The following is a 23,045-nucleotide window of genomic DNA, read 5'->3' as shown; positions in this document are numbered from 1 at the left end:
TTCTTCCTCGTCCATGTCTGCATTTTGTTGCGGGCAGGGCAGGACTCGTCTTTGCTCGGTACTTCCTTTGATTCAGTTTGTGTGAAGCCTCTCGCCCTTCTTGGGGCTAGGACTGTCCATTACTGATTCCTGATGACGGCAACGCACCGTTTCAGACATCACAATACTGATAAAGGAGCATGAAGTATGGCTGAGCAAGAATCCGCATTGCGACCCGGGCAGCAGGCCCTGGTCCCGCCACTTGCGGGTGGTTGGTTGCAAAAACATTTTGCTTATACAGAGCGCGGCAGCTCCTTGCGTCAGGAAGTTCTGGCAGGGCTGACCACGTTTCTGGCAATGGTGTATTCCGTCTTTGTGGTGCCGTCCATGCTGGGCAAGGCGGGCTTTGATACCTCGTCGGTTTTTGTGGCCGTGTGTCTGACCAGTGCCTTTGGTTCTTTGCTGATGGGGCTGTGGGCGAATCTGCCGATTGCCGTGGGCTGTGCCTTGTCTTTGACAGCATTTTTGGCCTTTGATCTGGTGCTGGGCCAGCAACTCAGTCCGGCTGTCGCCTTAGGGGCCGTGTTCCTGATGGGGCTGATCTTTACCCTGATTTCCGCCACCGGGATTCGCACCTGGATCCTGCGCAATTTGCCCTTGGGTATCGCGCATGGCACGGGTATCGGGATCGGTCTGTTTCTGCTGATGATCGCGTCCAATGAAGTGGGCTTGGTCACGCGTAATACCGGTGCAGGTTTGCCGGTTGCCTTGGGGGATGTTACGTCCATGCCGGTATGGCTGAGCGTGTTGGGTCTGGCCGCGATCTTTGGCCTGGAGCGCCGTCGTGTGACAGGCGGCATCTTGCTGGTGATTCTGGGCCTGTCGGCGGTGGGTCTGATCTTCGATCCCAATGTGCGCTTTACCGGCTTGTTTGCCATGCCTAGTCTGCTGGGCGAGCACTCCTTGATCGGTGCGATGGATATAGGCGGGGCGTTAAATGCCGTGGTTCTGCCCAGCGTTCTGGCCTTGGTGATGACGGCGGTGTTTGATGCCACTGGCACGATCCGGGCGGTGGCAGGCAATGCCGGGCAGTTGGACAAGGACGGCCAAATCATCAACGGTAGCCGCGCCTTGACGACAGACTCGCTAAGTTCTTTGGTGTCGGCCAGCCTGGGAGCGTCGCCTGCTGCCGCTTATATTGAGTCCGCAGCGGGGACGGCAGCAGGTGGCCGTACCGGTCTGACGGCCGTGGTGGTGGGCCTGGGTTTTCTGATGCTGATCTTCCTGTCGCCTTTGGCCGGTCTGGTTCCTTCCTACGCAACGGCGCCAGCCTTGATGTACGTGGGCTTGTTGATGCTGGGGGGCGTGCGTCATCTCAATACCGACGATACGGTCGATACCATGGCCGGTTTGGTGTGTGCCGTGTTTATCGTGCTGACCGTCAATATTGTCACGGGCATCATGCTGGGTTTTTGTACCTTGGTGCTGGGCCGCCTGTTCTCCGGCGAGCTGCGCCGCTTGAATGTAGGCACGGTTCTGATTGCACTGGCGTTGGCCGTTTTCTACCTGGGTGGCTGGGCTTTATAAGGCCGGACTTGGGAAGGGCGGGGGTTCCCCTTTACACTAGCCTGTTTTCCAAACACCAAAGGGGTATCTGTGCTGGTCGCATTTGATTTTGATGGCACGATTACAGATCGGGACAGCTTGCAGGACTTTATACGCCGCATGCGGGGCTGGCCGGTCTGTATTCGTGCTTATCTAGCCTGCGTGCCCCGCGTGTTGGTGTGGGATCGCGGCCCGCAGCGTCGTCAGGCGATCAAGCATCGTTTTTTGCGTAGTGCCTTGGGTGGATTGAACCGGGAGCAGGTTCAGGCTTTGGCCGACACGTATGTGCGGGACTATGTGCCACAGATTGTCCGTCCTGAAATGATGGAACGAATCCGTGCTCACCGAGAACGGGGCGATACGGTGCTGCTGGTCAGTGCCTCGCCGTCTATTTATTTGCAAGCCTGGGCTAAGGCTCAGGGCATGGTGCAGGTGCTGGCAACAGAGCTGGCCTTTGATGAGCAAAAAGGCTGTGTGGGAATGGCCAGTGCTAATTGTTGGGGGCAGGAAAAAGTAAATCGTCTTCAGGCCTGGCTGGGGGATAAACCAGTCGCACTGGATATGGCGTATGGCGATAGCCTTGGCGATGCGCAGATGCTGGCGCATACGCGTCAGCCTTGGCTGCGAGGACGAGATGCAGCTTTGCCGGAACTGCAAGCCTAGTACTTGATTTTATGGTTTGCTCTGTTCCGCTTGAGTCGCAGACTCAGGGGGGCTACAGCCCACGACCAGGGATCAAAATAGCAAAATGCCCGACTAGAAGCGGATTCTGGTCGGGCATTGTTTTTCTGGATGATCAACAGGGGCTGTGGACTTGCCCTTGAGCCCTGCTGCGGGATTATTCCTTGCTGCGCTTGATCGCCATGCCAAGCAAGAGGCTAGCCCAACCTTGGGTCAGCAAATCAATACCTAGGATCAAGCCCAGAATCCAGACACTATTGCCAGGCCAGCCTGCCGCAATGATCAAACCGGCTGCCAGCGTAATCAGGCCGGAAAAGGCCATCCAGCCGCCGCCTGCCTGGGCCCGGTTCTGGAACCAGATCCAGAGTCGGAACGCGCCGGAGGCGATCAGGAATGCGCCAAAAACCAGGGTCAGGACGGTAGCACCCACCAGAGGATTGCTAATGGCAATCAGACCGGCGAACAAGTACAAAATGCCGCTCAGGCTCCAGAACAGAAAGCCGCGCCAGCCTTTGGCGCTCCAGGCATGAGCCAGATGCAGCACGCCGCCTATGCTCATCAGGATACCGACATACACCACGCTGGCAACGGTGGCGCCAACCACGTAGATCAAGGCGATCAGACCCAAAATAATCAGGGCAATGCCCAGACCAATGAACCATCCTGGTTTCAAGGGCAGTTGACGTAGCAACTCAGAGCGATTGTTGTCATGTGGACTTAGAGCCATCTAGGTACTCCTTGCAAGGTTAAACCGACGCTACGGTTTTAACTGTACTCCAGACCTGGGCAGGGGCCTAGTGATACGCAATGAGACGGCTCCAGAAACACGAAGGCCCTACCGTTGCGGTAGGGCCTATATGCCGCTCTGGCGGCGGTGAACTACCATGATGGCAGTTTTGAGAAGCTGTGTTTCAGACAGCTTACTGACACTATGTCAGTGATTTCACTGTACGTCAGCGAATCAAAACCCGCCAATTATGGAAAACCCGCAAGTCTGAAACAAAGCCCTTCAAACCGTTAAGGTAGCTCGTGTTCAGGACTGCAGGCAGGTGGCTTAGTGGCCGTGTGCACCCTTGTGGCCCTGGTTGGCTTTGGTGTTCAAGGCACGGACCGGGGCGTTGATTTCCAGCTCCTCCTTCTGGCCAGCGGCATTCTGGATTTGCAAGGTGAGATCCACCGAGCTGCCTTCTTGAACCTGCTTGTCCAGACCCAGCAGCATGATGTGGTAACCGCCAGGCTTGAGTTCGACAGCTTTGCCGGTGGGCAGGTCTATTTTCTCGACCTGACGCATACGCATAACGTCGTTTTCCATGGCCATTTCATGCACTTCCACTTGTTTGCTCAAGCTGCTGCTGGCACCCACCAACTGGGCGTTGTCAGTCGATTGCAGCACCATGAAGGCGCCAGTGGCTTGCTGGCCGGGAACCGTGGCGCGAACCCAGGGATCGGTCACGGTGACTTCGGCCTGGGCCAGGGTAGGCAGGCTCATCAAGGCGGCCAGGGAGAAAAGCGAGGAAGCAATAGTACGTTTCATGTTGGTAATCCTGTTGGGGTTCATTTGCTCAAAGCCAGTACCTGGCCGATATCAGCCACGGCTTCTTCAGCCGTTTGCGTATGACGCAGGGCGATCTGCAACTTGCCTTGTGTGTCATACACATAGGTCAAGGCACTGTGGTCCATGGTGTAGCTGGAGCCGGTAGGAACCTTTTGGTAAAAAACTTTGAAGTCGCTGGCGGTTTTGGCCAGCTCCTCTTCGGTGGGGCGCAAGGCCACAAAACTGGGGTCAAAAGCCTGCATGTAGGCACGCAGCAATTCGGGCGTGTCGCGCTCCGGGTCAATGGAGATAAACAAGACTTGCAGCTTGTCGCCATCCTCGCCCAACTGCTCCTTGATGTCGACGGCCCGGGTTAGTGCGGTCGGGCAGACGTCGGGACATTGGGTAAAACCAAAGAAGATCAGTACGATCTTGCCGCGATAGTCGGCCATGGTGCGACGTTGGCCTTCGGTATCGAGCAAGCTGAAATCCTTGGCAAAGTCGGCACTGCTCATGTCCACACCTTCCAGATTGCGAAAGGCAGGCTGCTTGGGGGCTTTGTCGCCGCAAGCGCTCAGGACCAAAGGAGTGGCCAGCATGGCAAGCAAGAGCTGGCGGCGTGAGAAGGAGGCGTTCATAGAAATATCCCGCTAATTGACAACATGGAGTGGCTGCGCCGGGCAGCCAGGGCTAGTCAGGAAACGGACGTAGCGGGAGGTCCACGCGCACTCAGGGGCGGGCCCGTTAGGGGAAGAACGGGAGCCGCCGCCTGTTGGGCAGTGTCCCAGGTATGTCGTGGTGTTTGTGCCAGATCCCAGGCGGGGCTGGGCGTATCATTCAGGGCTTTTTGTGCTTGGGCCTGAGCAAATAAACAGGCGGCATGCAGCGTGTGCTGCTCGTCGTGTTCCGGTCCGGAGAATTGGCCGCTCCATTGCGCCAGGAAAGGGTCGCCCTGCACGCATAAACTGAGGGCGGCTGCATTGGCGGGGTCGGCACTGGGCATATAGCCATTGGGAATCAGGCCACGCAAGAGCAGGGCGCATATCGCCAATACCAGTAAAAACTGGCGGCGAGTACCTGAGAAGGGGAGTGCGCAGTGCCTGACCATGATCAGAGCATTCTAGTACAGATGGAAATTTGTTTGCCCAAATTCTGTGGCACAGTAGACGCCTATCATCAAGGAGCTTGATATGCGACAGATTTATGGGGTGCTGAGCGCCTTGGTCATGGTCTTGGGACTGGCAGCGTGTTCAACACCGGACCGTTCAGCCGACAGCAGCTGGAGTCGGCCTTCCGGTGTTCAAGTCTACGGGGAAGTCGATGCAGGGGTAGGGATGCAGCGGCAGTCTCGCTAGGGAAACAGCCGCCATACCGCGTTCAGACCAGGGTTTGGCCGGCGCTGTCGGCGGCATCCTGTTTTTTGATTGTGTCCTCGGGGTCAGCCTCATCATTCAAGTAGGACAAGGCTTTGCTCAGGCTGTAGGCCGGTTCGAAGGAGTCGGGATTGGCCATGGGCCAGCCTACGCGGAAAATCGTTTGACGGTAGTGGCCGCGCAGCAGTTCGCCTTTTTTCAGATCCGGGAACAGAGCCGACATCACACGCACTTCGCCGTTGCTGATACGACGGGCGATATGGTGAGGGCGTAGCTGGTTCGGATGTTCCAGGCCTGCCGCACCCAGCAATTCAGCCAGCGCTTTGAGGGTATTGCCGTGAAAGCTGGCCACGCGCAAGGACTTGTCATCCACCACCAGGGCCTTTTGACGTTGCGGGTCTTGCGTTGCCACGCCGGTTGGACATTTGTCGGTATGACAGGCCTGGGCCTGAATGCAGCCCACGGCAAACATGAAGCCGCGTGCGCTATTGCACCAATCTGCGCCCAAGGCCATGATGCGGGCCATATCAAAGGCACTGATGATCTTGCCCGAGGCGCCCAGGCGGATTTGCTCGCGCAGGCCAATACCGACCAAGGTGTTGTGGACCAGACGCAGAGCCTCGCGCAAAGGAGTACCAACGTGGTCAATGAACTCCACGGGGGAGGCACCGGTACCCCCTTCAGCACCATCGACCACAATAAAGTCCGGTGTAATGCCTGTTTTCAGCATCGCTTTGGCAATGGCAAACCATTCCCAGGGGTGCCCGATACAGAGTTTGAAGCCCACGGGCTTGCCGCCGGACAAAGTACGCAGCTTGGCGACGAACTCCAGCAATTCGACGGGGGAGTGAAAGGCGCTATGGCTGGCTGGCGAGTTACAATCCACGCCCTCGGGTACACCGCGCGCCAGGGCAATCTCCGGTGAGACCTTGGTGCCGGGCAAGATGCCGCCGTGGCCGGGTTTGGCTCCCTGCGACAGCTTGATTTCAATCATCTTGACGTGATCCTGGGTGGCGCGCTCGGCAAAGCGTTCGGGCGAGAAGTTGCCTTGTTCATCCCGGCACCCAAAATAGCCCGAGCCAATATTCCAGATCAGGTCGCCACCGTGGCGCAGGTGATAGGTACTGATGCCGCCTTCGCCTGTGTCATGCGCAAAATTGCCCATCTTGGCGCCTTTGTTCAGGGCCAGGATGGCATTGGCCGACAGCGCCCCAAAACTCATGGCTGAAATATTCAGCACCGACAGAGAGTAAGGCTGGGTACAGTCCGGTCCGCCGACATCAATACGGAACTGCGCGTCCTTGATGTGTTTGGGCGTCATGGAGTGGTTCATCCACTCATATCCATTGTTATAGACCTCCTGGTGGGTACCAAAAGGCTGCTTGTCAATTTGCTGTTTGGCTCGCTGGTACACCAGGGAGCGGTCCGCACGTGAGAAGGGCAGTTGCTGCTCATCGCCCTCCAGAAAGTACTGGCGAATTTCTGGGCGAATGGCTTCAAAAATGAAGCGCAGATTGCCAATAACCGGATAGTTGCGACGAATGGCGTGACGAGTTTGCGTGATGTCCACCAAGCCCTGAATACACAGGGCCAGCCCTGGGATCGCCAGCCATAGCCAGCTTGCGCTTTTGAACAAGGAAAGCAGCAAGAACAAGGCGGTCAGGCCAATGATGATGTAGAAGGCGGTGTAGCGTGTCAGCCACTTTTGCATAATGACTCCTGCCAAGAAAACGGGGTGATAGGGCGGGATTTCGGGTACCCGCCTATCAGGATGCCAACATCATAGAACGGTCCCGTACGGTTTGACCATGTCTGCAGAGCGATAGTTTATGAAAACTGACAATGAACAATGAGGTGGCTGATAAATAGGGGTCAGGCGCGGGGTGTTTATCCCTTAAAGGCGGGTGTTAATTGAATAGGTAGGTAAGCTATCTATATAATCATGCTTTAGCGACTGTTCAGTTTCCATTTTCTTATGTTTGCCTTTTCTCCCTGGATGCAGCTGGATCGGCCTGCGCTCTTGCATGGCCTGAATATGGCCATGGCTGCCTGGCTGTCCTTTGCTATTGCTGTTTTGTTGTCCGTTGATAACCCCTTTTGGGCTGCCATGCCGGTGTGGGTCTTGTCCCAGGCCTATCGGGGCCTGGTGTATGAGCGGGCCTTGTGGCGAATTTTGGGAACCTTGATAGGAGCAGGGCTGGGCTTGGCGTTTTTGCATTTGCCCAACGCCTATTTGCAATTGTTGGGTATGGCGCTGGTGGTGGGCGTGGCGTCGGCTTTGACCCACGTGTTGCGGGGTGCCTTGTCCTACTTGCCCATGTTGGCAGGCATCACCATTGGTGTGGTGGTCTTGCCGTCTGTGCTGGCACCGGATACGTCGCTGGACTTGGCCTTGTCGCGGGTGGAGTGCACCTTGATCGGGGTGCTGGTGACAACCTTGTTGTGTTCACGGACGACACCGCGCAGTCAGCGCAAGACGTATTACCAGCGTGTGCGTGTTTTGGCAGCTGATGCCTTGCGTTTGGCGGCGCACGCCTTGGGACCGTCTTATGCACAGCCGGATCAGGCCTTGTTCAGCCGGATCCGCCAGGAGATGGTGGACCTGGACGGCCAAGCCCGTATTTTGGCGGCTGGTTCCTGGGATGCGTATCGCCGCTTGCCTTATGTGGATGCGTTTTTGTATGCGGTGATCGAGTTGCTGGCTGCCAGTGAAATGATTGTGCGTCAAAGAGAAAGAGGGCGGTGCCCCGCCGCTGATTATGCATCGTCCTTGCTGGAGCAGGCGCAACGCCTGCAGGACGGTCAGCCTTTGAAGGTGCTGGCAAAGACGGCAGCCAGACAGGAGGGGCAAATCAGCCTGGCCCGTTTGCGCCGTGCCATGGGGCAAATCCAACGGGCAGAAGAAGGTTTGTTTGCCACTCAGGCGCCCGCCCGACGTGGTCGCCACCGCTTTCTGACCACTCCCGCTATTTCTGTAGATTGGCCCTTGGCAACTCGCACGGGACTGATCAGTGGCTTGGCGGCTTTTAGTGCCGGGGCAATTGCCTTTGCCTTGTCCAGCCCGGCGCTGGAATTGATGGCCATGGGGGTGTGTACCTTCTCCATCATTCTGGGCTCCATGCCGCGCCCGCAGTTAATGAGTCGCACCATGTTTACCGGGATTACTGTGGGTGTGGTGGTGGCCAGTTTGTATCGTTATCTGCTTCAGGGGCATTTGGTGACGGACTGGCAGGTGATTGCCTCGGTACTGCCCTTTGTGGTGATCGGCGGCTTGTTGCGTGCAAATCGTCCAACATCGGCTTGGGCGCTGGATGCGAATATGTGTTTTCAGTTGGCCAGCCAGGCGGGAATGGCAGCGGTGACTGGACCCATCATCCTGAAAGAATCCCTGCCTTTGCTGGCGGGTTCGGCGGTGGTGTGCAGCGCTTTTTTCCTTTTGCCGCGTCGTACGCATCCTCGTGGCCAAGCGCTGGTGCGGCGAGTCGTGCGTGAGCTGTATCCCTTGATACGTCGTTCCCGCCCCCGTTTGTTTCGTGTATGGCGTGGGCGAGTGGCCCGGCAATGGGTGCAGTTATTGCACTGGATGGGGGAACAGACTCCGCCGGGCCTGTTGTCACTGATCAATTTGGGGCGTGGCGTGATTGAACTCAAACGCCTGGCCAAGCGCGGGTCGCAGCAGCAGGCGTGTGTATCGCTGGTAGGTGAGCTGCTGGAAGGGTTTGAGCACCAGCCGCAGGAATTGGCCCAACAATTGCAGCGCATCAGCCAATCTTGCAGCGATACTGTTTTAGCGCAGGCGATATTGGACGTCGCCCAGTCCCTGCAAGGGGCCACACCGGTTTTGGTTTATGCTTACCCGCCTAATGCTATGCCGCGCGCTGTGGAGACCTCCTGATGAATCACCAACTTTATGAAAGGTTCGGCTTGTCCATGATTGTGCTGGCGCGCCTTTACCGTCGTGAATTGGATCAGACCCTGGTGCGTTACGGTGTGTCCGAGGCCACTATTTTGCCTATCCGTTATCTGGCTCAGTTGGGTGAACCGATACGGCAAGGGCAACTGGCACGCATGATGCGGCTGGAGGGACCAACGCTGGTGCGTCTGATCGATCAGTTGGAGTCTGGCGGCCTGCTGGCGCGCCTGCCCGACGAGCAGGACAAGCGTGCACGCCTTTTGTGCCTGACCGATAAAGGGCGCGACTTTCACAAACGTTTGCTGGAATTGCTGCGCCAATCTCGTGCTCCCTTGTTTGAAGGGATCCCGGACGAGGATATAGAAGCGGCCTTGCGCTGCTTTGATCAACTGGCTAGCAATCTGGGGCTGGAAGCAACGGATATGTCCAGCCTGTTTGGGGACTGATCAAGTTTCTGGGCAGCGTAAGCGCATGTTCCCGATGGTGAGCAGAAAGCAGGAGCTGGTTTCCTGCTTTTTTACTTTATGGTTGAATGAACCGTCCTTGTTTCAGCAATAAGGAGGGTATGCCATGAACGATGTAGATCTTGCTCGCTTGGTTAAAACCATGACCGAGGCCCGGCTGACGCTGGCAACCGCAGAATCCTGCACAGCAGGTCTGATTGCGTCCACGCTGGCTGACCAAGCGGGGGCGGCAACCGTACTGGATTGTGCTTTTGTGACTTATTCGCCGCAGGCCAAGTATCGATGCCTGGGCGTCGATCAGCGGGTGCTGTCAGAAAACAATCTGTGCAGTGAGGCAGTGGCACGGGCTATGGCCAAAGGAGCGGCGGAATTGACTCCGGCCAATGTGATCATTGCCAATACGGGGGTGGCGGACGATATTGCAGAGCCGCAGATTCCGGCCGGGACGCAATGTTTTGCCTGGCTGTTCAAGCCGCAGGATAAATATGATCCTTTGGTCGCCTATACCGAAACCATTGTGTTTGATGGGACGCGGGATGAAATCCGTCAGCAAAGTGCGCATCACGCCTTGCTGCGCATCGAGCATTGGTTGCGGCTGGCCAAACAAGAACGCCAGGGTGTGACCCCTGGCGTTTGATACTGCTAGCTGGATGAGCTAAGCCTGCACAGGCTTAGTTCTCCAGGTACTTGCGCCAGACGCGTGGCAGGATACCGCCGTGGCGCCAGTACTCCATGTCCTCGACCGTATCCAGACGCACGATCACCGGCACGGACTGGGTGCTGCCATCCAGACGGTGGATGATCAGTTCGGCTTGGGAACGTACCCCCAGGTTTTCTTCCAGGCCTTTCACATCAAAGGTTTCGGTGCCATCCAGACCCAGGGTGTCGGCATTGGTGCCGTCCTGGAACTGCAGAGGCAGCACACCCATACCGACCAGGTTGGTGCGGTGAATGCGCTCGAAGCCTTCTGCGACCACGGCCTTGACACCCAGCAAAGCGGGGCCCTTGGCGGCGGAGTCGCGCGAGGAGCCGCAACCGTAGTTCTTGCCGGCAATCACCAGCAGGGGAACCTGACGCTCTTGATAGGCTTGGGCTGCTTCAAAAATACGCATCACTTCGCCTTCAGGCATCACCTTGGTGACACCGCCTTCCACGCCGGGAACAATCTTGTTGCGCAGACGGATGTTGGCGAAGGTCGCACGTTTGACCACTTCGTGGTTGGCACGACGCGTGGTGTAGTTGTTGAAGTCTTTTTGCTCCACCCCCTTGGACAGCAGGAAGTCAGCGGCAGGCGTACCCAGGCTGATCGAACCTGATGGCGAGATGTGGTCGGTGGTGATGGAGTCACCCAAAATCGCCAGCGGACGCATGCCGCGCAGGTTGGCCACGGGGGCGGGCTCGCGTTGCAGGCCGTCAAAGTAAGGCGGTTTGCGGATGTAGGTACTGTCGGCTTCCCATGGGTAGTGGCCGCCATTGCTTTCGCGGGCCAGGGCGTCCCAAGGTTCGCCGCCGTCGTACAGCTCGGCATAGCGTTCGATGAACAGGTCGCGGTCGTAAGCGCCGTGGATAGCTTCTTGCACTTCGGCCGATTTGGGCCAGATGTCGCTTAGGTAGACGTCTTTACCGTCCTGATCCTTGCCCAGCGAGTCGCGGGTCAGGTCCACATTCAGGTTGCCGGCCAGGGCGTAGGCCACGACCAGAGCGGGCGATGCCAGGTAAGCAGCACGCACGTTGGCGTGAATACGGCCTTCAAAGTTGCGGTTGCCCGACAGCACGGCGGTGGCAATCAGCTTTTCCGACTCAATTGCGTTGACGATATTGGCAGGCAGCGGGCCCGAACCACCGTTACACGTGGTGCAGCCAAAACCAGCAATGTTAAAGCCCAGCACATCCAGGTCATCTTGCAGTTGGGCGCGTTCCAGCACGTCGGCAGTGACCTGGCTACCGGGCACCAGCGAAGTCTTGACCCAAGGCTTGCTGCGCAGACCACGAGCCACGGCGTTACGGGCCAGCAAACCGGCGGCCATCATATTGGCGGGGTTGGCCGTATTGGTACAGGAGGTAATAGCGGCAATGACCACATCGCCATCATTCAGAACAAAGTCCTCGCCTTCCACGGGCACCGCACGTTGCGGGTCGTAAGGACGGCCAGCAATTTTCTGGTGATGGGCGGGGAAGGACTGGGCCGCAGTATCCAGATCCAGGTGATCTTCGGGATTGCTGGGGCCAGCCAGACTGGGTTTGATGCTGCTCAGATCCAGTTTCAGTACGGTGTCGTAAACAGGAGCGGGAGCAGCTGGATCGCGCCACAGCTTTTGAACCTTGCTGTATTGCTCAACCAGATCAATCTGTTCTTGTGGACGGCCCGTCATGTGCATGTAGTGCAGGGCAGCGTCGTCAATCGGGAAGAATACGGCGGTGGCGCCGTATTCAGGGGCCATATTGGCGATCATGCCGCGGTCGCCCAGGGACAGCTCGTCCACGCTGGGGCCAAAGAACTCCACAAACTTGCCCACCACGCCCAGTTCGCGCAGTTTCTGGGTAATGACCAACACCAGGTCGGTAGGTAGCACGCCGTCATTCATCTTGCCGGTCAGCTCGATACCCACTACGGCAGGCAGGGCGATGGCAACGGGCAGACCCACCATCACGGCTTCGGCTTCAATACCCCCAACACCCCAGCCCAGAATGCCCAGGCCGTTGACCATAGGGGTGTGGCTGTCGGTGCCCACACAGCTATCTGGGTAGACCAGATCCACGTCCTTGCCTTCCTCGGTCCAGACAACCTGGCCAATATGCTCGATGTGCAATTGGTGCATGATGCCTTTGCCGGGCGGCACGACTTTGACGCCATCAAAGTTGCTGGAACACCAGCGCAGGAAGGCAAAGCGCTCGCCATTACGTTGGTATTCGCGCGCCAGGTTGATGTCGGCCGCCTTGGGGTTGGCCCAACTGTCCACTTGCAGGGAGTGGTCAATAATGACGTCGATAGGCACCTGTGGCCGAACGCGGCTGGCGTCGCCACCGGCGGCCTCAACGCCTTCGCGTAAAGCTGCCATATCCAGCAACATCACCAAACCCAGAATGTCCTGACCAAATACGCGGGCAGGGTAGAAAGTGATGCCGTCGCCCACCTTGCGCTGGAGCAGGGAATCAATCTCCTGATCCACGTCGGCGTGACGCACGGCCTTTTGACGACAGAGGTTTTCCAGTAGAACGCGCAGCGAATACGGCAGTTTTTCAATACCGGGTATGTCGGCGATAGGAACGTAACGTACGGAACGTCCGTTCAGGGACAGCGTTTCTAGGGCAAGAGACTGAGACATGGCAAACGATTCATCCGTAATGAGAAGGTTGGAGGGGGCCGACCTGAGGGCCCTCTGACTACGTCATCGCTGTGTGAATCCGTGTGGATTCGCGCGATGTCAGCGGGCTTTCGACAAGAATAATCCCAACAAAATTATGCGTCTGGAGCCTTTGTAAAACAATTAAATTGTATTTTGTTTGTATATAATACAATAAAACGATCCAGGATCGCTTCGATTTTTAGGAATGTCGGCATGAAAAGCCAATCCAATTCTTTGCATGTCACTTTGGCGCATCGCCTGCTGGATTACGTGCGGGCCGGGCATTTGCAGGCCGGGCATCATTTGACGGAACAATCTCTGGCCGAGGCGCTGGGTGCTTCGCGCTCGCCCATACGCGGGGCGCTGGCCTATCTGGCGGAAAAAGGGATTGTGGGCGCACAGCCACCTCGGCGTGGCTTGTACCTGTTGAAAGGGGCGGACCAGCTCGGTGTGATCGAAGAGGAGCTGGGCACCAGCCAGGACGACCAGATCTATTTGCAACTGGCCCGCGACAAGCTCTCGGGCATCTGGGGTGATACCTTGTCGGAAAACGACGCCATGCGCCGTTACGGTCTGACGCGCGAACGTGTGCGCCGTATTCTGGCTCGTGCCGCTAATGAGGGCTGGATAGAGCAACGTGCCAGCAAAGGCTGGTCTTTCCTGCCCATGATTGACGGCCCCCAGGCCTGCGAAGAAAGCTATACCTTGCGTCAGATGCTGGAACCCGCCGCCATGTTGCTGCCCGGTTTTGCCATTGACTCCACCGTTTTGCGCCGTGTGCGGCTGCAACAGCAAGCCTTGGCCGACGGCGGCTGGCGTCACGCCGGGCATGCCGAGATGTATCAGGCCAATGCCACCTTCCATGAGGCTTTGGCCTCCTTGTCCGGCAATCGCTTTATCGCCCAGACGGTGACGCGTCAAAACCAGTTGCGGCGCTTGCTGGAATATCAGGAAACGCTGGATCGGGAACGTATTCGTCGTCAATGCCTGGAGCATCTGGCGATTCTGGATTTGCTGGAAAAGGGCGAGCGCGCTCAAGCCTCCGCCTTGCTGGCCCGCCATCTGGGCAATGCCAGCGAGGAAAAAGTGCAGCAACTGGAACGACAACAGCAGCGCACGACCCGATCAGACTCTTTTAGTGAACCGATTGTCTCTCACGCCGAACCCATGCAGGAGACGGCGCAATTTTCTTTAATGGCGCAAGCCAAGAACCAGGAATAACGTGATGAAGCAAAAATCCCTTCCCGCCGTGTTCATGCGTGGTGGCACCAGCAAAGCCTTGATGCTCAATATTTCAGACCTGCCTGCCGAGCGCGACGACTGGACGCCTCTGTTTTCCGCCGCCATGGGTACGCCGGACCCTTACGGTCGCCAACTGGACGGTATGGGCGGTGGTGTTTCTTCCCTGTCCAAGGTTTGTATTATCGGCCCGTCCAGCCATCCGGACGCCGATGTGGACTACACCTTTGCGCAAGTGGCGATCAAGGAAGAGAAGGTGGATTACCGCGGCAACTGCGGCAATATGAGCTCGGCAGTTGGCCCCTACGCTGTTGAGCAAGGGATGGTCAAGGTTCAGGACGGTGAAGCGTGTGTGCGCATCCTCAATACCAATACCAACAAGATCATCCACGCTCATTTCACGGTGGAAGAGGGTCAGCCCCGTTACGACGGCGATCTGTCCATTCCCGGCGTAGGCGGCACAGGTTCGCCTATCCGTCTGGACTTTGTAGAACCAGGAGGTGCTTCTACCGGTTCCTTGCTGCCTAGTGGTGAATTGACCGAATGGCTGGATGTCCCTGGCGTAGGCCGTATCGAGGTGTCGCTGGTGGACGCGGCCAATGCGGCGGTGTTTGTACGTGCTGCGGATGTGGGCCTGACCGGTCTTGAACTGCCTGATTGGCTGGAATCGCACCCTGAAGTGCTGGAGCGTTTGGACGCGATTCGTGTACAGGCTTCGGTACGCATGGGTATTGCTCCGGATGTGGACGCTGCGCGTCAGATTCGCATCGTGCCCTTTGTCTGCATCGTGTCGCCCGCCCAGGACAACCCCACCTTGTCCGGCGACGTGGTTCCCGCCCAAGAGATTGATCTGGTTGCCCGCGTGATTTCCAACGGCCAGCCGCACCGCGCCTTGCCACTGACCATCTCCTTGTGTACCGCTGTGGCGGCTCGTTTGACGGGCAGTCTGCCCTCGCAATGCCTGTCCGACTCGGTTGCCCCGCAAGGCCCGCTGCGTCTGGGCATGCCCTCTGGCGTACTGACAGTTGGTGCGGAAGTGGAAAAGAAAGACGGCCAGTGGTATGCCAAGGCTGGTTCCTTCTACCGTACGGCGCGCCGTCTGTTTGATGGCCGTGTCTGGGTTCCCGGCAAGGCCCTGAAGGACTAATCCACGATACGCAAGTCCTGCGAGGGCGAACGCCCGAAGCGGGACTTGTAGTCGGCACAGAAGCGGCCAAAATGGTTAAACCCACAGCGCAAGGCAATCTCGCTGACCTGGGTGCCCGGCACCGCGTGGCGGATGGCCTGTTGGGCCGCTTCCAAACGAATCTGCTTTAAGAACTGCATGGGGCTTAGCCCCCGTTCCGTACGGAACGCCAAGGTCAGGCTGCGTACACTGGCACAGGCAGCAGTGGCGATTTGCTCTAGCGTCAGGGCCTCGTCCAGGCTGGCCCGCATGAAATCTTCGGCTCTTTGTACCCGGCGCGAACTGGCCGGGCGCACGCTTTGCTGCAATTGCTGGCTGTAGTTACCCGGCTGGGTATGGAACAGATGCAGCAGAAGATTGTCCTCGGCCTGACGCGACCACTGATCCATTTCCGGCGGCAAATGCCCGCCATAGGCCAGCAAGCTGCCAATCTGGTGCTGCCAGGCACAGCCGTGTGGCGAGTCCAGAGACATGCCCGCCGCAAACTCAATGGGCCGATCCAAGCTCAAGCCCAAGGTCTGCCGGGCCACTTCTTCCAGCCTGTGGCGTGGGATCTTCACTAAAAACTGCTCACAGCCCTGTTCCCAATCCAGTTCAACCTGGAGGGAAGGGGAGATCACGCTGGCAATGTTAGGGTTGGCCTGGACGTACTCCCGACCAACCCGAATACAGGATCGTCCCTGTATGGGGACTTGAAACAGCAAAAAGTCTTCCAGAATGCCGGGCGATACCTGCACCGCCGCGCCATATTTCAGCAAGACAAAGGAAAAACTGTGGCTGCTGGCGTAGCGCAGGGACGCGTCGACTGGGCCGTCATTCCAGGTCAGACGGTGTTCGGTTAGAAAACCGGCGGTCTCGCTGCGTGTCTGGTCCGGGCAGCGCGATTCAAAGCGCGGCGCACTGTGTTGCAAGGGGGCCAGCCCTGACATAAACCACGCTTGCATGATGTGTGTCTCCAAATTTTTGCCGGTTAGGGATAAGGCTTGCCGAATCTGGATAGCCGCCTGTTCTGAGCCGGTCTAATGTATTTCAAACCTAAAACAGTAATCCTGTCCCGGCACCTTAGCAGATTGGGATACGACTGGGAATTGCTGTATTCACGTAGTCCCTTGGGGCCGTTCTCTGCGGCCTGCAGGACAAGCGCCGCACAAACCACAGGCGTCAGTGATACACAGCTTCCGTCGTAGTGGGGGTGATCCCAGGCAGACCTGAAGTCCAGTTTTTTGACAGACAGAGGACGGAGACAAACATGAAAAAACAAGTAGCGTTTTGTATGAGCACGCTGGCCTTGGCCCTGGCCTGTAGCCCGGCGTCCAGTCAGGAAGTATTCAAGGTGGGGCTATTGACCACCTTGTCCGGCCCTGGTGCGGCTATTGGCCAGGAAATCCGTGATGGTTTCGAGCTGGGCCTGAACCACTCGGGCGGCAAGTTCGGTGGTGTGGATGTGACCTTGGCGGTGCTGGACGATCAGCAAAAACCGATGGAAGGCCGTCAAGCAGTGGACCGTCTGGTCAAGCGCGACAAGGTCGATGTCATTACCGGCATTGCTTTTTCCAACGTGCTGCTGCCCGTGATGCCCACGATTATGGGCAGCGACACCGTCTATATTTCCGCCAACACGGGCCCGGCTGAGTATGCGGGTGAGCATTGCAACCCCAATTTCTTTAGCGTGTCCTGGCAGAACGAGGATATCCCTGCCGCCATGGGCAAGTACGTGACCGATCAGGCGCACAAGAAAGTCTATTTGATCGCCCCCAATTATCCCGGTGGACGTGAGTCCATTGAAGGCTTCAAGCGCCTGTTCAAGGGAGAGATTGCCGACGAAGTTTATGTGAAGGTTGGCCAGATGGATTACGCCGCCGAATTGGCCCAGATGCGGGCTTCGGGTGCGGATGCGGTGTTTTTCTTCCTGCCCGGCGGTATGGGCGTGTCTTTTATCAAGCAGTTGATCAACTCGGGTCTGTCTACGCAGATGGCCGTATATACCCCTGGTTTCTCGGCTGACCAGGACACGATTGGTGCTATTGGCGAGTCCATGAAGGGCATGGCCAACGCCGCCCAATGGTCGCCGGATTTGGATAACCCCGCCAACAAGCGTTTTGTGGCGGAGTTTGAAAAGACCTACGGTCGCCTGCCGTCCATGTATGCCTCCCAGGGCTATGACGCTGCTTTGTTGCTGGATGGCGCATTGAAGTCTGATCCCAAGGCCGCCACCGACCGCGAGGCCTTGCGCAAAGCCTTGCGCAGCGCACCGTTCGAGTCCGTGCGCGGGGCTTTTGCCTTTAACAACAACCAGTATCCGGTGCAGACCTACTACATGCGCGAAGTGGCCCCGAATGACAAAGGCCAGATGAGCAACAAGATTGTGTCCACCGTATTCGAGCAGTTCCAGGATCATTTTGCACCGCAGTGCAAGATGGAAAAGTCATAAAGAGGGTGCGTCAAGCATCCGGCAGCAAGGAGGTAATGATGAGCTATAGCAACGAACAGTTGTCCGCATTGGTGCGGGGAGACAGCGTACATAAATCGGTCTATACCGACCCTGAAATCTTCCGTCTGGAGATGGAACGCATTTATGGCCGTGCCTGGATCTACATCGGCCACGACAGCCAGGTGCCTAAGCCGGGCGACTACCACACTACTTTGTTGGGTGGTCAGGACGTCATCATGGTGCGCGGCAGCGACAAGAAGGTGTACGTGCTGTACAACCGTTGTCCACATAAGGGCGCGAAAGTGGTGGCCGATGGCTGTGGCAATGCCGGCAAGTTCTTCCGCTGCCCTTACCACGCCTGGACCTTCAAGCTGGACGGCCAGCATCTGGCCGCGCCCATGAAAAACGGCCTGGAAAACACCTGCTTTGATCCCAAGCACCCGGACTTCTCCATGCGCCGTGTGGCTCGTGTGGAAAGCTATCGTGGCTTTGTGTTCGCCTGTCAAAGCGCCCACGGCCCGGATCTGAAAGAGTTTTTAGGCCCCATCATCACCTCCATCGACAATCTGTGCGATCGCTCGCCTGTGGGTGAAGTGGAAGTGGCCGGTGGCAGCTTCAAGGTCTGGCAGCCTTCCAACTGGAAAGTGTTTTACGAAAACCTGCACGACACCATGCACGCGAATGTCACGCATGAGTCGTCCTACGTGGCTGCCCGCGAACAGGCCGAGGATTACGGTTCCATGCCGTTGGAACTGCATATCATGGACGGAAATGGTGAGCCTTACGGTTTCTGGGAAAAGCTGGATCTGTACGCGTTTGATAATGGCCACGGCTACATGGAAGGCATTTTCAATCCAGGGGCCATCGAAACCGACCCGGTCACCAAGGCGCACTACGAAACCCTGAAAGGAGCCTATGGTGAAGAAAAAGCCCTGAACATTCTGGGCGAGAACCGTCATAACAGCATTATTTACGGCAGTGGCTCGCCACACACTGTGTTCCAGCAGTTCCGTGTGATTCGTCCGGTAGCGGTGGACCGCACCCACGTGGAGATCCAGTTGTTCCGCCTGAAAGGCGCTCCGGACGATATCTACAAGCGTGGCCTGATGTATGCCAATCTGATCAACTCGCCCTCGTCCAATGTGATGCCGGACGATATCGAAGTCTATGGCCGTTGCCAGGAAGGCAATAAGACCCATGGCGGCGAATGGATCAGCATGCACCGCTACGACGGCACCGATAAGCCTATCGAAGGCGGCATGGTGGCCACCAACGGCACCAGTGAATTGCCCATGCGCAACCAGTTCCGCGCCTGGAAACACTTCATGACCACCACTATTTATGATGCGCCTGCGCAGTCGCAAGACAGTGGTAAAGCCACCGTGCGCTCGGCCTCTGGTGAGCCTATTGCCCCCGCAACACAGGCTTAAGCGGGCTGCTGTCCGAGCCAAGGAGAATTCTTATGTTGTTTGATATTGATTTTGACGTCAGCGTGGATCAGGTCACGCCTGTGAATCTGAGTCTGGAAGCCATTCGCGAAGTAGAGCAGTTCATCTATCACGAAGCTCGTCTATTGGATGAACGTCGCTGGCAAGCATGGCTGGATCTGTGGACCGAGGAAGGCATGTACTGGATTCCTCACAGCTACGATCAGGAAAGCCCGTACGAGCACATTTCCCTATGCTGGGAAAACAAGCTGCTGCGTGAACTGCGTATTCGTCGTCTGGAGAACCACCGCAATTGGTCCCAGCAGCCGATTACCCAGTCCTGCCGCGTGCTGGGCAATCTGATGATCGACGGCACCGATCCGGAAGGTTACCTGGTGGTGCGCTCCAGTTTTCACTCCATGGAGTGGCGCGGTAAAGATCCGGTCTACCGTGTGGGTAGTCTGATTCACAAGCTGCAAGCCCAGGAAGGCGGTGGCTGGAAACTGCGCATGAAGCAGGTGAACCTAGTGGATCGTGACGCGGTTCACGGCGCCATTCAGGTATACATCTAATGTCGGCAGCCCATCACACCGCCTTGCTGGCCCTGCATTATCAGAACGACGTCCTGCACGCTGATGGTCTGATCCGTGTGGGGGTAGAGGCCAACAGCCCCCAGCGTCAGGCTCTGATCGAGGCCGCAGGCCGTTTGCTGGCGCAGGCCCGCGCACAGGGCGTGCCTATTGTGCATGTGCGGGTGGGCTATCGGCCTGACTATGCCGATCTGCTGTGCAATGCACCGATTCTGCACAATGTGAAACGCATCGGTGCTATGCAGACCGGCAGTTGGGGAGCCCAGTTCTTTGACGGGCTGGCTCCCTTGCCCAACGAGTTTGAAGTCCATCACACGCGCATCAACGCTTTCTTTGGTTCCGCGCTGGAGCCGGTGGTGCGTCGTCTGGGGGTGGAGCGTCTGGTGATTGCCGGTGTGGCCACCCATTCCGTGGTGGAAAGCACGGTGCGCCATGCCGTAGACATGGGCTATGAGGTGGCGGTGGTGGCCAGCGCCTGTGGCGCTCCACCAGCTACGCATGAAGCCTCGCTGGCCAGCATGAGCCTGATTGCTCATATTGATCGGGACGAGGATTGGGCAGCCGTCTTTGGCGCACCACAAGCACAGTAGGAGAAGCACATGCAGCAGGACATGAAGGTGAATTTACAGGGTAAGGTCGCCATCGTGACCGGGTCCACGCAAGGGCTGGGGGCGGATATCGCCCTGGCCTTGTGCGACGCCGGTGCGTGGGTGCTGATTGTGGGGCGCAGTCAGGAGGAGGGTCAGCGTACCGAAGCGCGCTTGCAGGCCGTGGGCAAGGCCCAGTTCATGGCTGCCAATATTTGTGATGATGCGCAGCTGGATGCCTGCGTGCAGGCCGCATTGGCACAAACTGGACGCATCGACATTGTGGTGAACAATGCCTGTTCCTATGGGGACGAGGGACTGGCTTCCAGCCGGGAGCTGTGGCATCAGACGCTGGATGTGAATCTGATCTCCAGCGCGATTCTGGCCCAGAAAGCCACGCCACATATGGGGCAGGGTGGTGTCATCATCAATATGGGTAGTACGGGTGGCAAATTCGGCGTGGCCGGACGTGCGCTGTATCCGGCTTCCAAAGCGGCCATCCTGCAGTTCACCAAAAGCTTGGCCGTGGAATTGGCTCCATCGGGGATTCGTGTGCTGACGGTATCGCCCGCCTGGACCTGGTCGCCGTCGGTCGAACGCATGAGTGGTGGTTCGCGTGAACTGGCCAATCAGGTGGGGGCGCAGGTGCATCCTTTGGGCCGAGTCGGTTCCGGCGAAGAAGTGGCCCAAGTGGTCTTGTTTGCCGTGTCGGGCGCCGCCTCCTGGATGACAGGGATTGATCTGCCCGTTGATGGTGGCTTTTCCGTGCTCGGGCCCGAGCAGGGCAAGTCGCCCCGTCACTGGTTTGAACGCTGGCAGGCGCAGTCGTCTGGCTCATAAATAGAAAAGTGCGGTAAAAGAGGTCCAGGGCTTGTTGACACCTGTTTCTTGCTGCGTGTTCACAAGCCCTGACCCCGTTCAGGGCAATTTAAAAAAGGTGTGGGATGACAGACTCAACAAATAAAAAATCGTATTCCGTCATTGTGGTGGGCAGTGGCATCAATTCCCTGGTATGCGCGGCGTTGCTGGCGCAAAAGGGCAAGCAAGTCCTAGTACTGGAACGTAACGACCGTGCGGGTGGGTGTATCCGTACCGAGGAGTTGTTTCCCGGTTTTACCCATGAACTGCTGTCGTCGTGGTACCCCTTGTTCACCTCCGGTGCTGCCTATGCCCGCCTAAAGGATGATCTGGCCGCCCAGGGCGTGGAGTTTCTGGAAAACGGCTATACCACTGGCGTGGTGGGTAGCGATGGCAAGGGGATGGCCTTGCGCCATGATGTGGGCGATTCGATTCAGCGTATCAATGCTTTGCAAGCAGGCGATGGCGATGCCTTCGGCGCCATGTGCAGTCAGTTGTTCGAGCGCGATGCCGGCCTGACCTTTGGCTTGCTGGGTACCGAGCCTTACAGCCGTGGTTTGTTGGGTCTGCTGTTCTCGCAATGGCGCAAGCGCCGCATGGACGGCATGGTTCAGTACGGACGTGAGTCCCTGGAGTCCTTCCGCCGCTGGGCTGACCGTGAACTGAAAGATGACCGTGTGCGTGGCATGATGGCTCCCTGGGTCTTGCACTCGGGCCTGGGCCCTGACGACGCTTGCTCGGCCCTGATCGGCAAGCTGACTTTTGCCGCCGTGGTGGCCGGTGGTATGCCGGTGGTGAAAGGCGGTGGTCAGAATCTGGTGCGTGCGCTATGCGCCATTATTGAAAAGGCCGGTGGCCGTATTCAATTGAATACCGAAGTGGAAGAAATTGTGCTGGAAGGACAAAAAGCCCGTGGCGTACGTGCCGGTGACCAGGTCTACGAAGCCAGCCATGTGGTGTGCAACGTCACGCCGCCACAGCTTTATGGTCGCCTGTTACCGGGCGCACCCACTCAAGTACGTGAGCAAGCCAATGCCTACCGTTTTGGCCGTGGCGACATGCAAATTCATCTGGCGCTGGACAGCATGCCGAACTGGAGCGATCCAGAGCTGCTGAAAGTGCCTTTGCTGCACCTGTCCGACAGCCTGGAGGACGTCAGCATGAGCGTGGCCCAGGCCAATAATGGCTTGATCCCCGCCAAGTTCACCGTGGCGATTGGCCAACCATGCTCTTTGGACCCCAGCCGTGCGCCGGAAGGCAAATGGATACTGTGGATGCAGATGCAGGATATGCCGTCCAAGCTGCGTGGCGATGCGGCTGGCAAAATCGATGTGCCTGCCGACGGCAAATGGACTGAAGACGTCAGCAAGGCCGTGGCCGAGCGCATCATCGACCAACTGGAAGGCGTCATGCCCGGTTTGCGTCAACAAATCGTGGGCCAGAAAGTGCTCTCGCCGGCTGATCTGGAATCCATCAACTGCAACCTGGTGGGCGGTGACCCGTATTCGGGCATCTGCTCGCCCGACCAGTTCTTCTGGATGCGCCCCTTTGCGGCCAGTAATGGTGCACGCTCCCACGCAACCCCGTACAAAAACGTCTACCACATCGGTGCGTCTACTCACCCGGGCCCAGGCTTGGCAGGGGCGTCCGGATTCATGGTGGCGGAGCAGATTCGTTAGGGAAGCGCGTTTCGGGAAACGTGACAGGCCAGATAGACCGCAGTGAGGTCTGTCTGGCCTGTTTTCATGGGGCGGGCATGGCTGTCCAGGCCTCGTATCCTTCCCGAAAGGCTATCGCCGGATCAGCAAGGAAGCGGGCCTGCTGCAGCCCT

General features: G+C 57.7%; 21 protein-coding genes. 14 read left to right on the top strand and 7 right to left on the bottom strand.

Going from position 1 to position 23,045, the window contains the following annotated elements:
• Nucleotides 1-186: 186 nt before the first annotated feature.
• Together LNA76_RS07610 and LNA76_RS07605 are read left to right on the top strand one after the other, a co-directional pair.
• Nucleotides 187-1,566 carry an NCS2 family permease gene (locus tag LNA76_RS07610; RefSeq protein WP_094196215.1) on the top strand — a complete coding sequence of 460 codons (1,380 nt, stop codon included), beginning with the start codon at nt 187-189 and terminating at the stop codon, nt 1,564-1,566.
• Between the two features lie 69 nt (nt 1,567-1,635).
• Complete coding sequence (locus LNA76_RS07605; protein WP_230018657.1) at nt 1,636-2,247, top strand: HAD-IB family hydrolase; 612 nt, start codon at nt 1,636-1,638, stop codon at nt 2,245-2,247.
• A gap of 175 nt (nt 2,248-2,422) precedes the next feature.
• Here LNA76_RS07605 and LNA76_RS07600 read toward each other — a convergent pair whose 3' ends face one another.
• From LNA76_RS07600 to LNA76_RS07585, 4 genes are all read right to left on the bottom strand, one after another.
• Nucleotides 2,423-2,992, bottom strand: a complete 570-nt coding sequence (locus tag LNA76_RS07600; protein WP_094196217.1) for an HdeD family acid-resistance protein — start codon at nt 2,990-2,992, stop codon at nt 2,423-2,425.
• A gap of 327 nt (nt 2,993-3,319) precedes the next feature.
• Nucleotides 3,320-3,799: a copper chaperone PCu(A)C gene (locus LNA76_RS07595; RefSeq protein ID WP_230018656.1), complete on the bottom strand. Its 480-nt coding sequence runs from the start codon at nt 3,797-3,799 to the stop codon at nt 3,320-3,322.
• 20 nt (nt 3,800-3,819) lie between these two features.
• A complete protein-coding gene (locus tag LNA76_RS07590) occupies nt 3,820-4,437 on the bottom strand; it encodes an SCO family protein (protein ID WP_094196219.1) in 618 nt (205 codons plus the stop codon).
• Between the two features lie 56 nt (nt 4,438-4,493).
• A complete protein-coding gene (locus tag LNA76_RS07585) occupies nt 4,494-4,907 on the bottom strand; it encodes a hypothetical protein (protein ID WP_159086108.1) in 414 nt (137 codons plus the stop codon).
• Nucleotides 4,908-4,989: 82 nt separating this feature from the next.
• On the opposite strand from LNA76_RS07585, the gene LNA76_RS07580 reads away from it, so the two are divergent.
• Complete coding sequence (locus LNA76_RS07580; RefSeq protein WP_159063903.1) at nt 4,990-5,154, top strand: hypothetical protein; 165 nt, start codon at nt 4,990-4,992, stop codon at nt 5,152-5,154.
• A gap of 22 nt (nt 5,155-5,176) precedes the next feature.
• Here LNA76_RS07580 and LNA76_RS07575 read toward each other — a convergent pair whose 3' ends face one another.
• Entirely contained in the window at nt 5,177-6,883 is a 1,707-nt protein-coding gene (locus LNA76_RS07575) for an FMN-binding glutamate synthase family protein (RefSeq protein WP_230018655.1), read from the bottom strand.
• A 264-nt stretch (nt 6,884-7,147) separates the two neighbouring features.
• On the opposite strand from LNA76_RS07575, the gene LNA76_RS07570 reads away from it, so the two are divergent.
• The 3 genes from LNA76_RS07570 (at nt 7,148) to LNA76_RS07560 (ending at nt 10,186) form a co-directional block, all read left to right on the top strand.
• Entirely contained in the window at nt 7,148-9,067 is a 1,920-nt protein-coding gene (locus LNA76_RS07570) for an FUSC family protein (protein ID WP_230018654.1), read from the top strand.
• The gene (locus LNA76_RS07565; protein WP_094196223.1) at nt 9,067-9,531 is read left to right on the top strand and encodes a MarR family winged helix-turn-helix transcriptional regulator; all 465 of its coding nucleotides are present in this window, start codon (nt 9,067-9,069) and stop codon (nt 9,529-9,531) included. Before LNA76_RS07570 ends, LNA76_RS07565 begins: the two co-directional genes overlap by 1 nt.
• A 124-nt stretch (nt 9,532-9,655) precedes the next feature.
• Nucleotides 9,656-10,186, top strand: coding sequence for a CinA family protein (locus LNA76_RS07560; protein WP_230018653.1), 531 nt, complete (start codon nt 9,656-9,658; stop codon nt 10,184-10,186).
• Nucleotides 10,187-10,220: 34 nt separating this feature from the next.
• On the opposite strand, the gene acnA is transcribed toward LNA76_RS07560, so the two are convergent.
• Entirely contained in the window at nt 10,221-12,875 is a 2,655-nt protein-coding gene (acnA, locus tag LNA76_RS07555) for an aconitate hydratase AcnA (protein WP_094196225.1), read from the bottom strand.
• A 234-nt stretch (nt 12,876-13,109) separates the two neighbouring features.
• Here acnA and LNA76_RS07550 point away from each other — a divergent pair, with 234 nt between their 5' ends.
• Complete coding sequence (locus LNA76_RS07550) at nt 13,110-14,117, top strand: GntR family transcriptional regulator (protein ID WP_094196226.1); 1,008 nt, start codon at nt 13,110-13,112, stop codon at nt 14,115-14,117.
• Between the two features lie 4 nt (nt 14,118-14,121).
• Nucleotides 14,122-15,282 (top strand): 2-methylaconitate cis-trans isomerase PrpF family protein, encoded by a 1,161-nt coding sequence (locus tag LNA76_RS07545; protein ID WP_230018651.1) that lies wholly within the window; start codon nt 14,122-14,124, stop codon nt 15,280-15,282.
• On the opposite strand, the gene LNA76_RS07540 is transcribed toward LNA76_RS07545, so the two are convergent.
• Nucleotides 15,279-16,265: a helix-turn-helix domain-containing protein gene (locus LNA76_RS07540; protein ID WP_094196228.1), complete on the bottom strand. Its 987-nt coding sequence runs from the start codon at nt 16,263-16,265 to the stop codon at nt 15,279-15,281. The two genes, LNA76_RS07545 and LNA76_RS07540, sit on opposite strands and share 4 nt — an antisense overlap.
• A gap of 305 nt (nt 16,266-16,570) precedes the next feature.
• Here LNA76_RS07540 and LNA76_RS07535 point away from each other — a divergent pair, with 305 nt between their 5' ends.
• From LNA76_RS07535 to LNA76_RS07510, 6 genes are all read left to right on the top strand, one after another.
• Nucleotides 16,571-17,752, top strand: a complete 1,182-nt coding sequence (locus tag LNA76_RS07535) for an ABC transporter substrate-binding protein (RefSeq protein ID WP_094196229.1) — start codon at nt 16,571-16,573, stop codon at nt 17,750-17,752.
• A 38-nt stretch (nt 17,753-17,790) separates the two neighbouring features.
• Nucleotides 17,791-19,182 carry an aromatic ring-hydroxylating dioxygenase subunit alpha gene (locus tag LNA76_RS07530; RefSeq protein ID WP_230018650.1) on the top strand — a complete coding sequence of 464 codons (1,392 nt, stop codon included), beginning with the start codon at nt 17,791-17,793 and terminating at the stop codon, nt 19,180-19,182.
• A 32-nt stretch (nt 19,183-19,214) separates the two neighbouring features.
• Nucleotides 19,215-19,751: an aromatic-ring-hydroxylating dioxygenase subunit beta gene (locus LNA76_RS07525; RefSeq protein WP_094196231.1), complete on the top strand. Its 537-nt coding sequence runs from the start codon at nt 19,215-19,217 to the stop codon at nt 19,749-19,751.
• Nucleotides 19,751-20,359 (top strand): cysteine hydrolase family protein, encoded by a 609-nt coding sequence (locus tag LNA76_RS07520; RefSeq protein ID WP_042488957.1) that lies wholly within the window; start codon nt 19,751-19,753, stop codon nt 20,357-20,359. The genes LNA76_RS07525 and LNA76_RS07520 overlap by 1 nt, the downstream gene beginning before the upstream one ends.
• Nucleotides 20,360-20,368: 9 nt before the next feature.
• Complete coding sequence (locus LNA76_RS07515; RefSeq protein ID WP_230018649.1) at nt 20,369-21,196, top strand: SDR family oxidoreductase; 828 nt, start codon at nt 20,369-20,371, stop codon at nt 21,194-21,196.
• Nucleotides 21,197-21,300: 104 nt separating this feature from the next.
• Nucleotides 21,301-22,893 carry a phytoene desaturase family protein gene (locus tag LNA76_RS07510; RefSeq protein ID WP_094196234.1) on the top strand — a complete coding sequence of 531 codons (1,593 nt, stop codon included), beginning with the start codon at nt 21,301-21,303 and terminating at the stop codon, nt 22,891-22,893.
• The last annotated feature ends 152 nt before the right edge of the window (nt 22,894-23,045 follow it).

The sequence above is a fragment of the Alcaligenes sp. MMA genome, from assembly GCF_020907215.1.
Classification (GTDB): Bacteria; Pseudomonadota; Gammaproteobacteria; order Burkholderiales; family Burkholderiaceae_B; genus Alcaligenes; species Alcaligenes aquatilis.
This window is presented reverse-complemented; position numbering and strand designations above follow the sequence as displayed.

What these genes read in the sequence shown, in the direction of transcription:
- LNA76_RS07610 (WP_094196215.1), top strand. Translation starts at nt 187, where the DNA reads ATGGCTGAGCAAGAATCCGCATTGCGACCCGGGCAGCAGGCCCTGGTC.
- LNA76_RS07600 (WP_094196217.1), bottom strand. Translation starts at nt 2,992, where the DNA reads ATGGCTCTAAGTCCACATGACAACAATCGCTCTGAGTTGCTACGTCAA.
- LNA76_RS07595 (WP_230018656.1), bottom strand. Translation starts at nt 3,799, where the DNA reads ATGAAACGTACTATTGCTTCCTCGCTTTTCTCCCTGGCCGCCTTGATG.
- LNA76_RS07590 (WP_094196219.1), bottom strand. Translation starts at nt 4,437, where the DNA reads ATGAACGCCTCCTTCTCACGCCGCCAGCTCTTGCTTGCCATGCTGGCC.
- LNA76_RS07585 (WP_159086108.1), bottom strand. Translation starts at nt 4,907, where the DNA reads ATGGTCAGGCACTGCGCACTCCCCTTCTCAGGTACTCGCCGCCAGTTT.
- LNA76_RS07580 (WP_159063903.1), top strand. Translation starts at nt 4,990, where the DNA reads ATGCGACAGATTTATGGGGTGCTGAGCGCCTTGGTCATGGTCTTGGGA.
- LNA76_RS07575 (WP_230018655.1), bottom strand. Translation starts at nt 6,883, where the DNA reads ATGCAAAAGTGGCTGACACGCTACACCGCCTTCTACATCATCATTGGC.
- LNA76_RS07570 (WP_230018654.1), top strand. Translation starts at nt 7,148, where the DNA reads ATGTTTGCCTTTTCTCCCTGGATGCAGCTGGATCGGCCTGCGCTCTTG.
- LNA76_RS07565 (WP_094196223.1), top strand. Translation starts at nt 9,067, where the DNA reads ATGAATCACCAACTTTATGAAAGGTTCGGCTTGTCCATGATTGTGCTG.
- LNA76_RS07560 (WP_230018653.1), top strand. Translation starts at nt 9,656, where the DNA reads ATGAACGATGTAGATCTTGCTCGCTTGGTTAAAACCATGACCGAGGCC.
- acnA (WP_094196225.1), bottom strand. Translation starts at nt 12,875, where the DNA reads ATGTCTCAGTCTCTTGCCCTAGAAACGCTGTCCCTGAACGGACGTTCC.
- LNA76_RS07550 (WP_094196226.1), top strand. Translation starts at nt 13,110, where the DNA reads ATGAAAAGCCAATCCAATTCTTTGCATGTCACTTTGGCGCATCGCCTG.
- LNA76_RS07545 (WP_230018651.1), top strand. Translation starts at nt 14,122, where the DNA reads ATGAAGCAAAAATCCCTTCCCGCCGTGTTCATGCGTGGTGGCACCAGC.
- LNA76_RS07540 (WP_094196228.1), bottom strand. Translation starts at nt 16,265, where the DNA reads ATGCAAGCGTGGTTTATGTCAGGGCTGGCCCCCTTGCAACACAGTGCG.
- LNA76_RS07535 (WP_094196229.1), top strand. Translation starts at nt 16,571, where the DNA reads ATGAAAAAACAAGTAGCGTTTTGTATGAGCACGCTGGCCTTGGCCCTG.
- LNA76_RS07530 (WP_230018650.1), top strand. Translation starts at nt 17,791, where the DNA reads ATGAGCTATAGCAACGAACAGTTGTCCGCATTGGTGCGGGGAGACAGC.
- LNA76_RS07525 (WP_094196231.1), top strand. Translation starts at nt 19,215, where the DNA reads ATGTTGTTTGATATTGATTTTGACGTCAGCGTGGATCAGGTCACGCCT.
- LNA76_RS07520 (WP_042488957.1), top strand. Translation starts at nt 19,751, where the DNA reads ATGTCGGCAGCCCATCACACCGCCTTGCTGGCCCTGCATTATCAGAAC.
- LNA76_RS07515 (WP_230018649.1), top strand. Translation starts at nt 20,369, where the DNA reads ATGCAGCAGGACATGAAGGTGAATTTACAGGGTAAGGTCGCCATCGTG.
- LNA76_RS07510 (WP_094196234.1), top strand. Translation starts at nt 21,301, where the DNA reads ATGACAGACTCAACAAATAAAAAATCGTATTCCGTCATTGTGGTGGGC.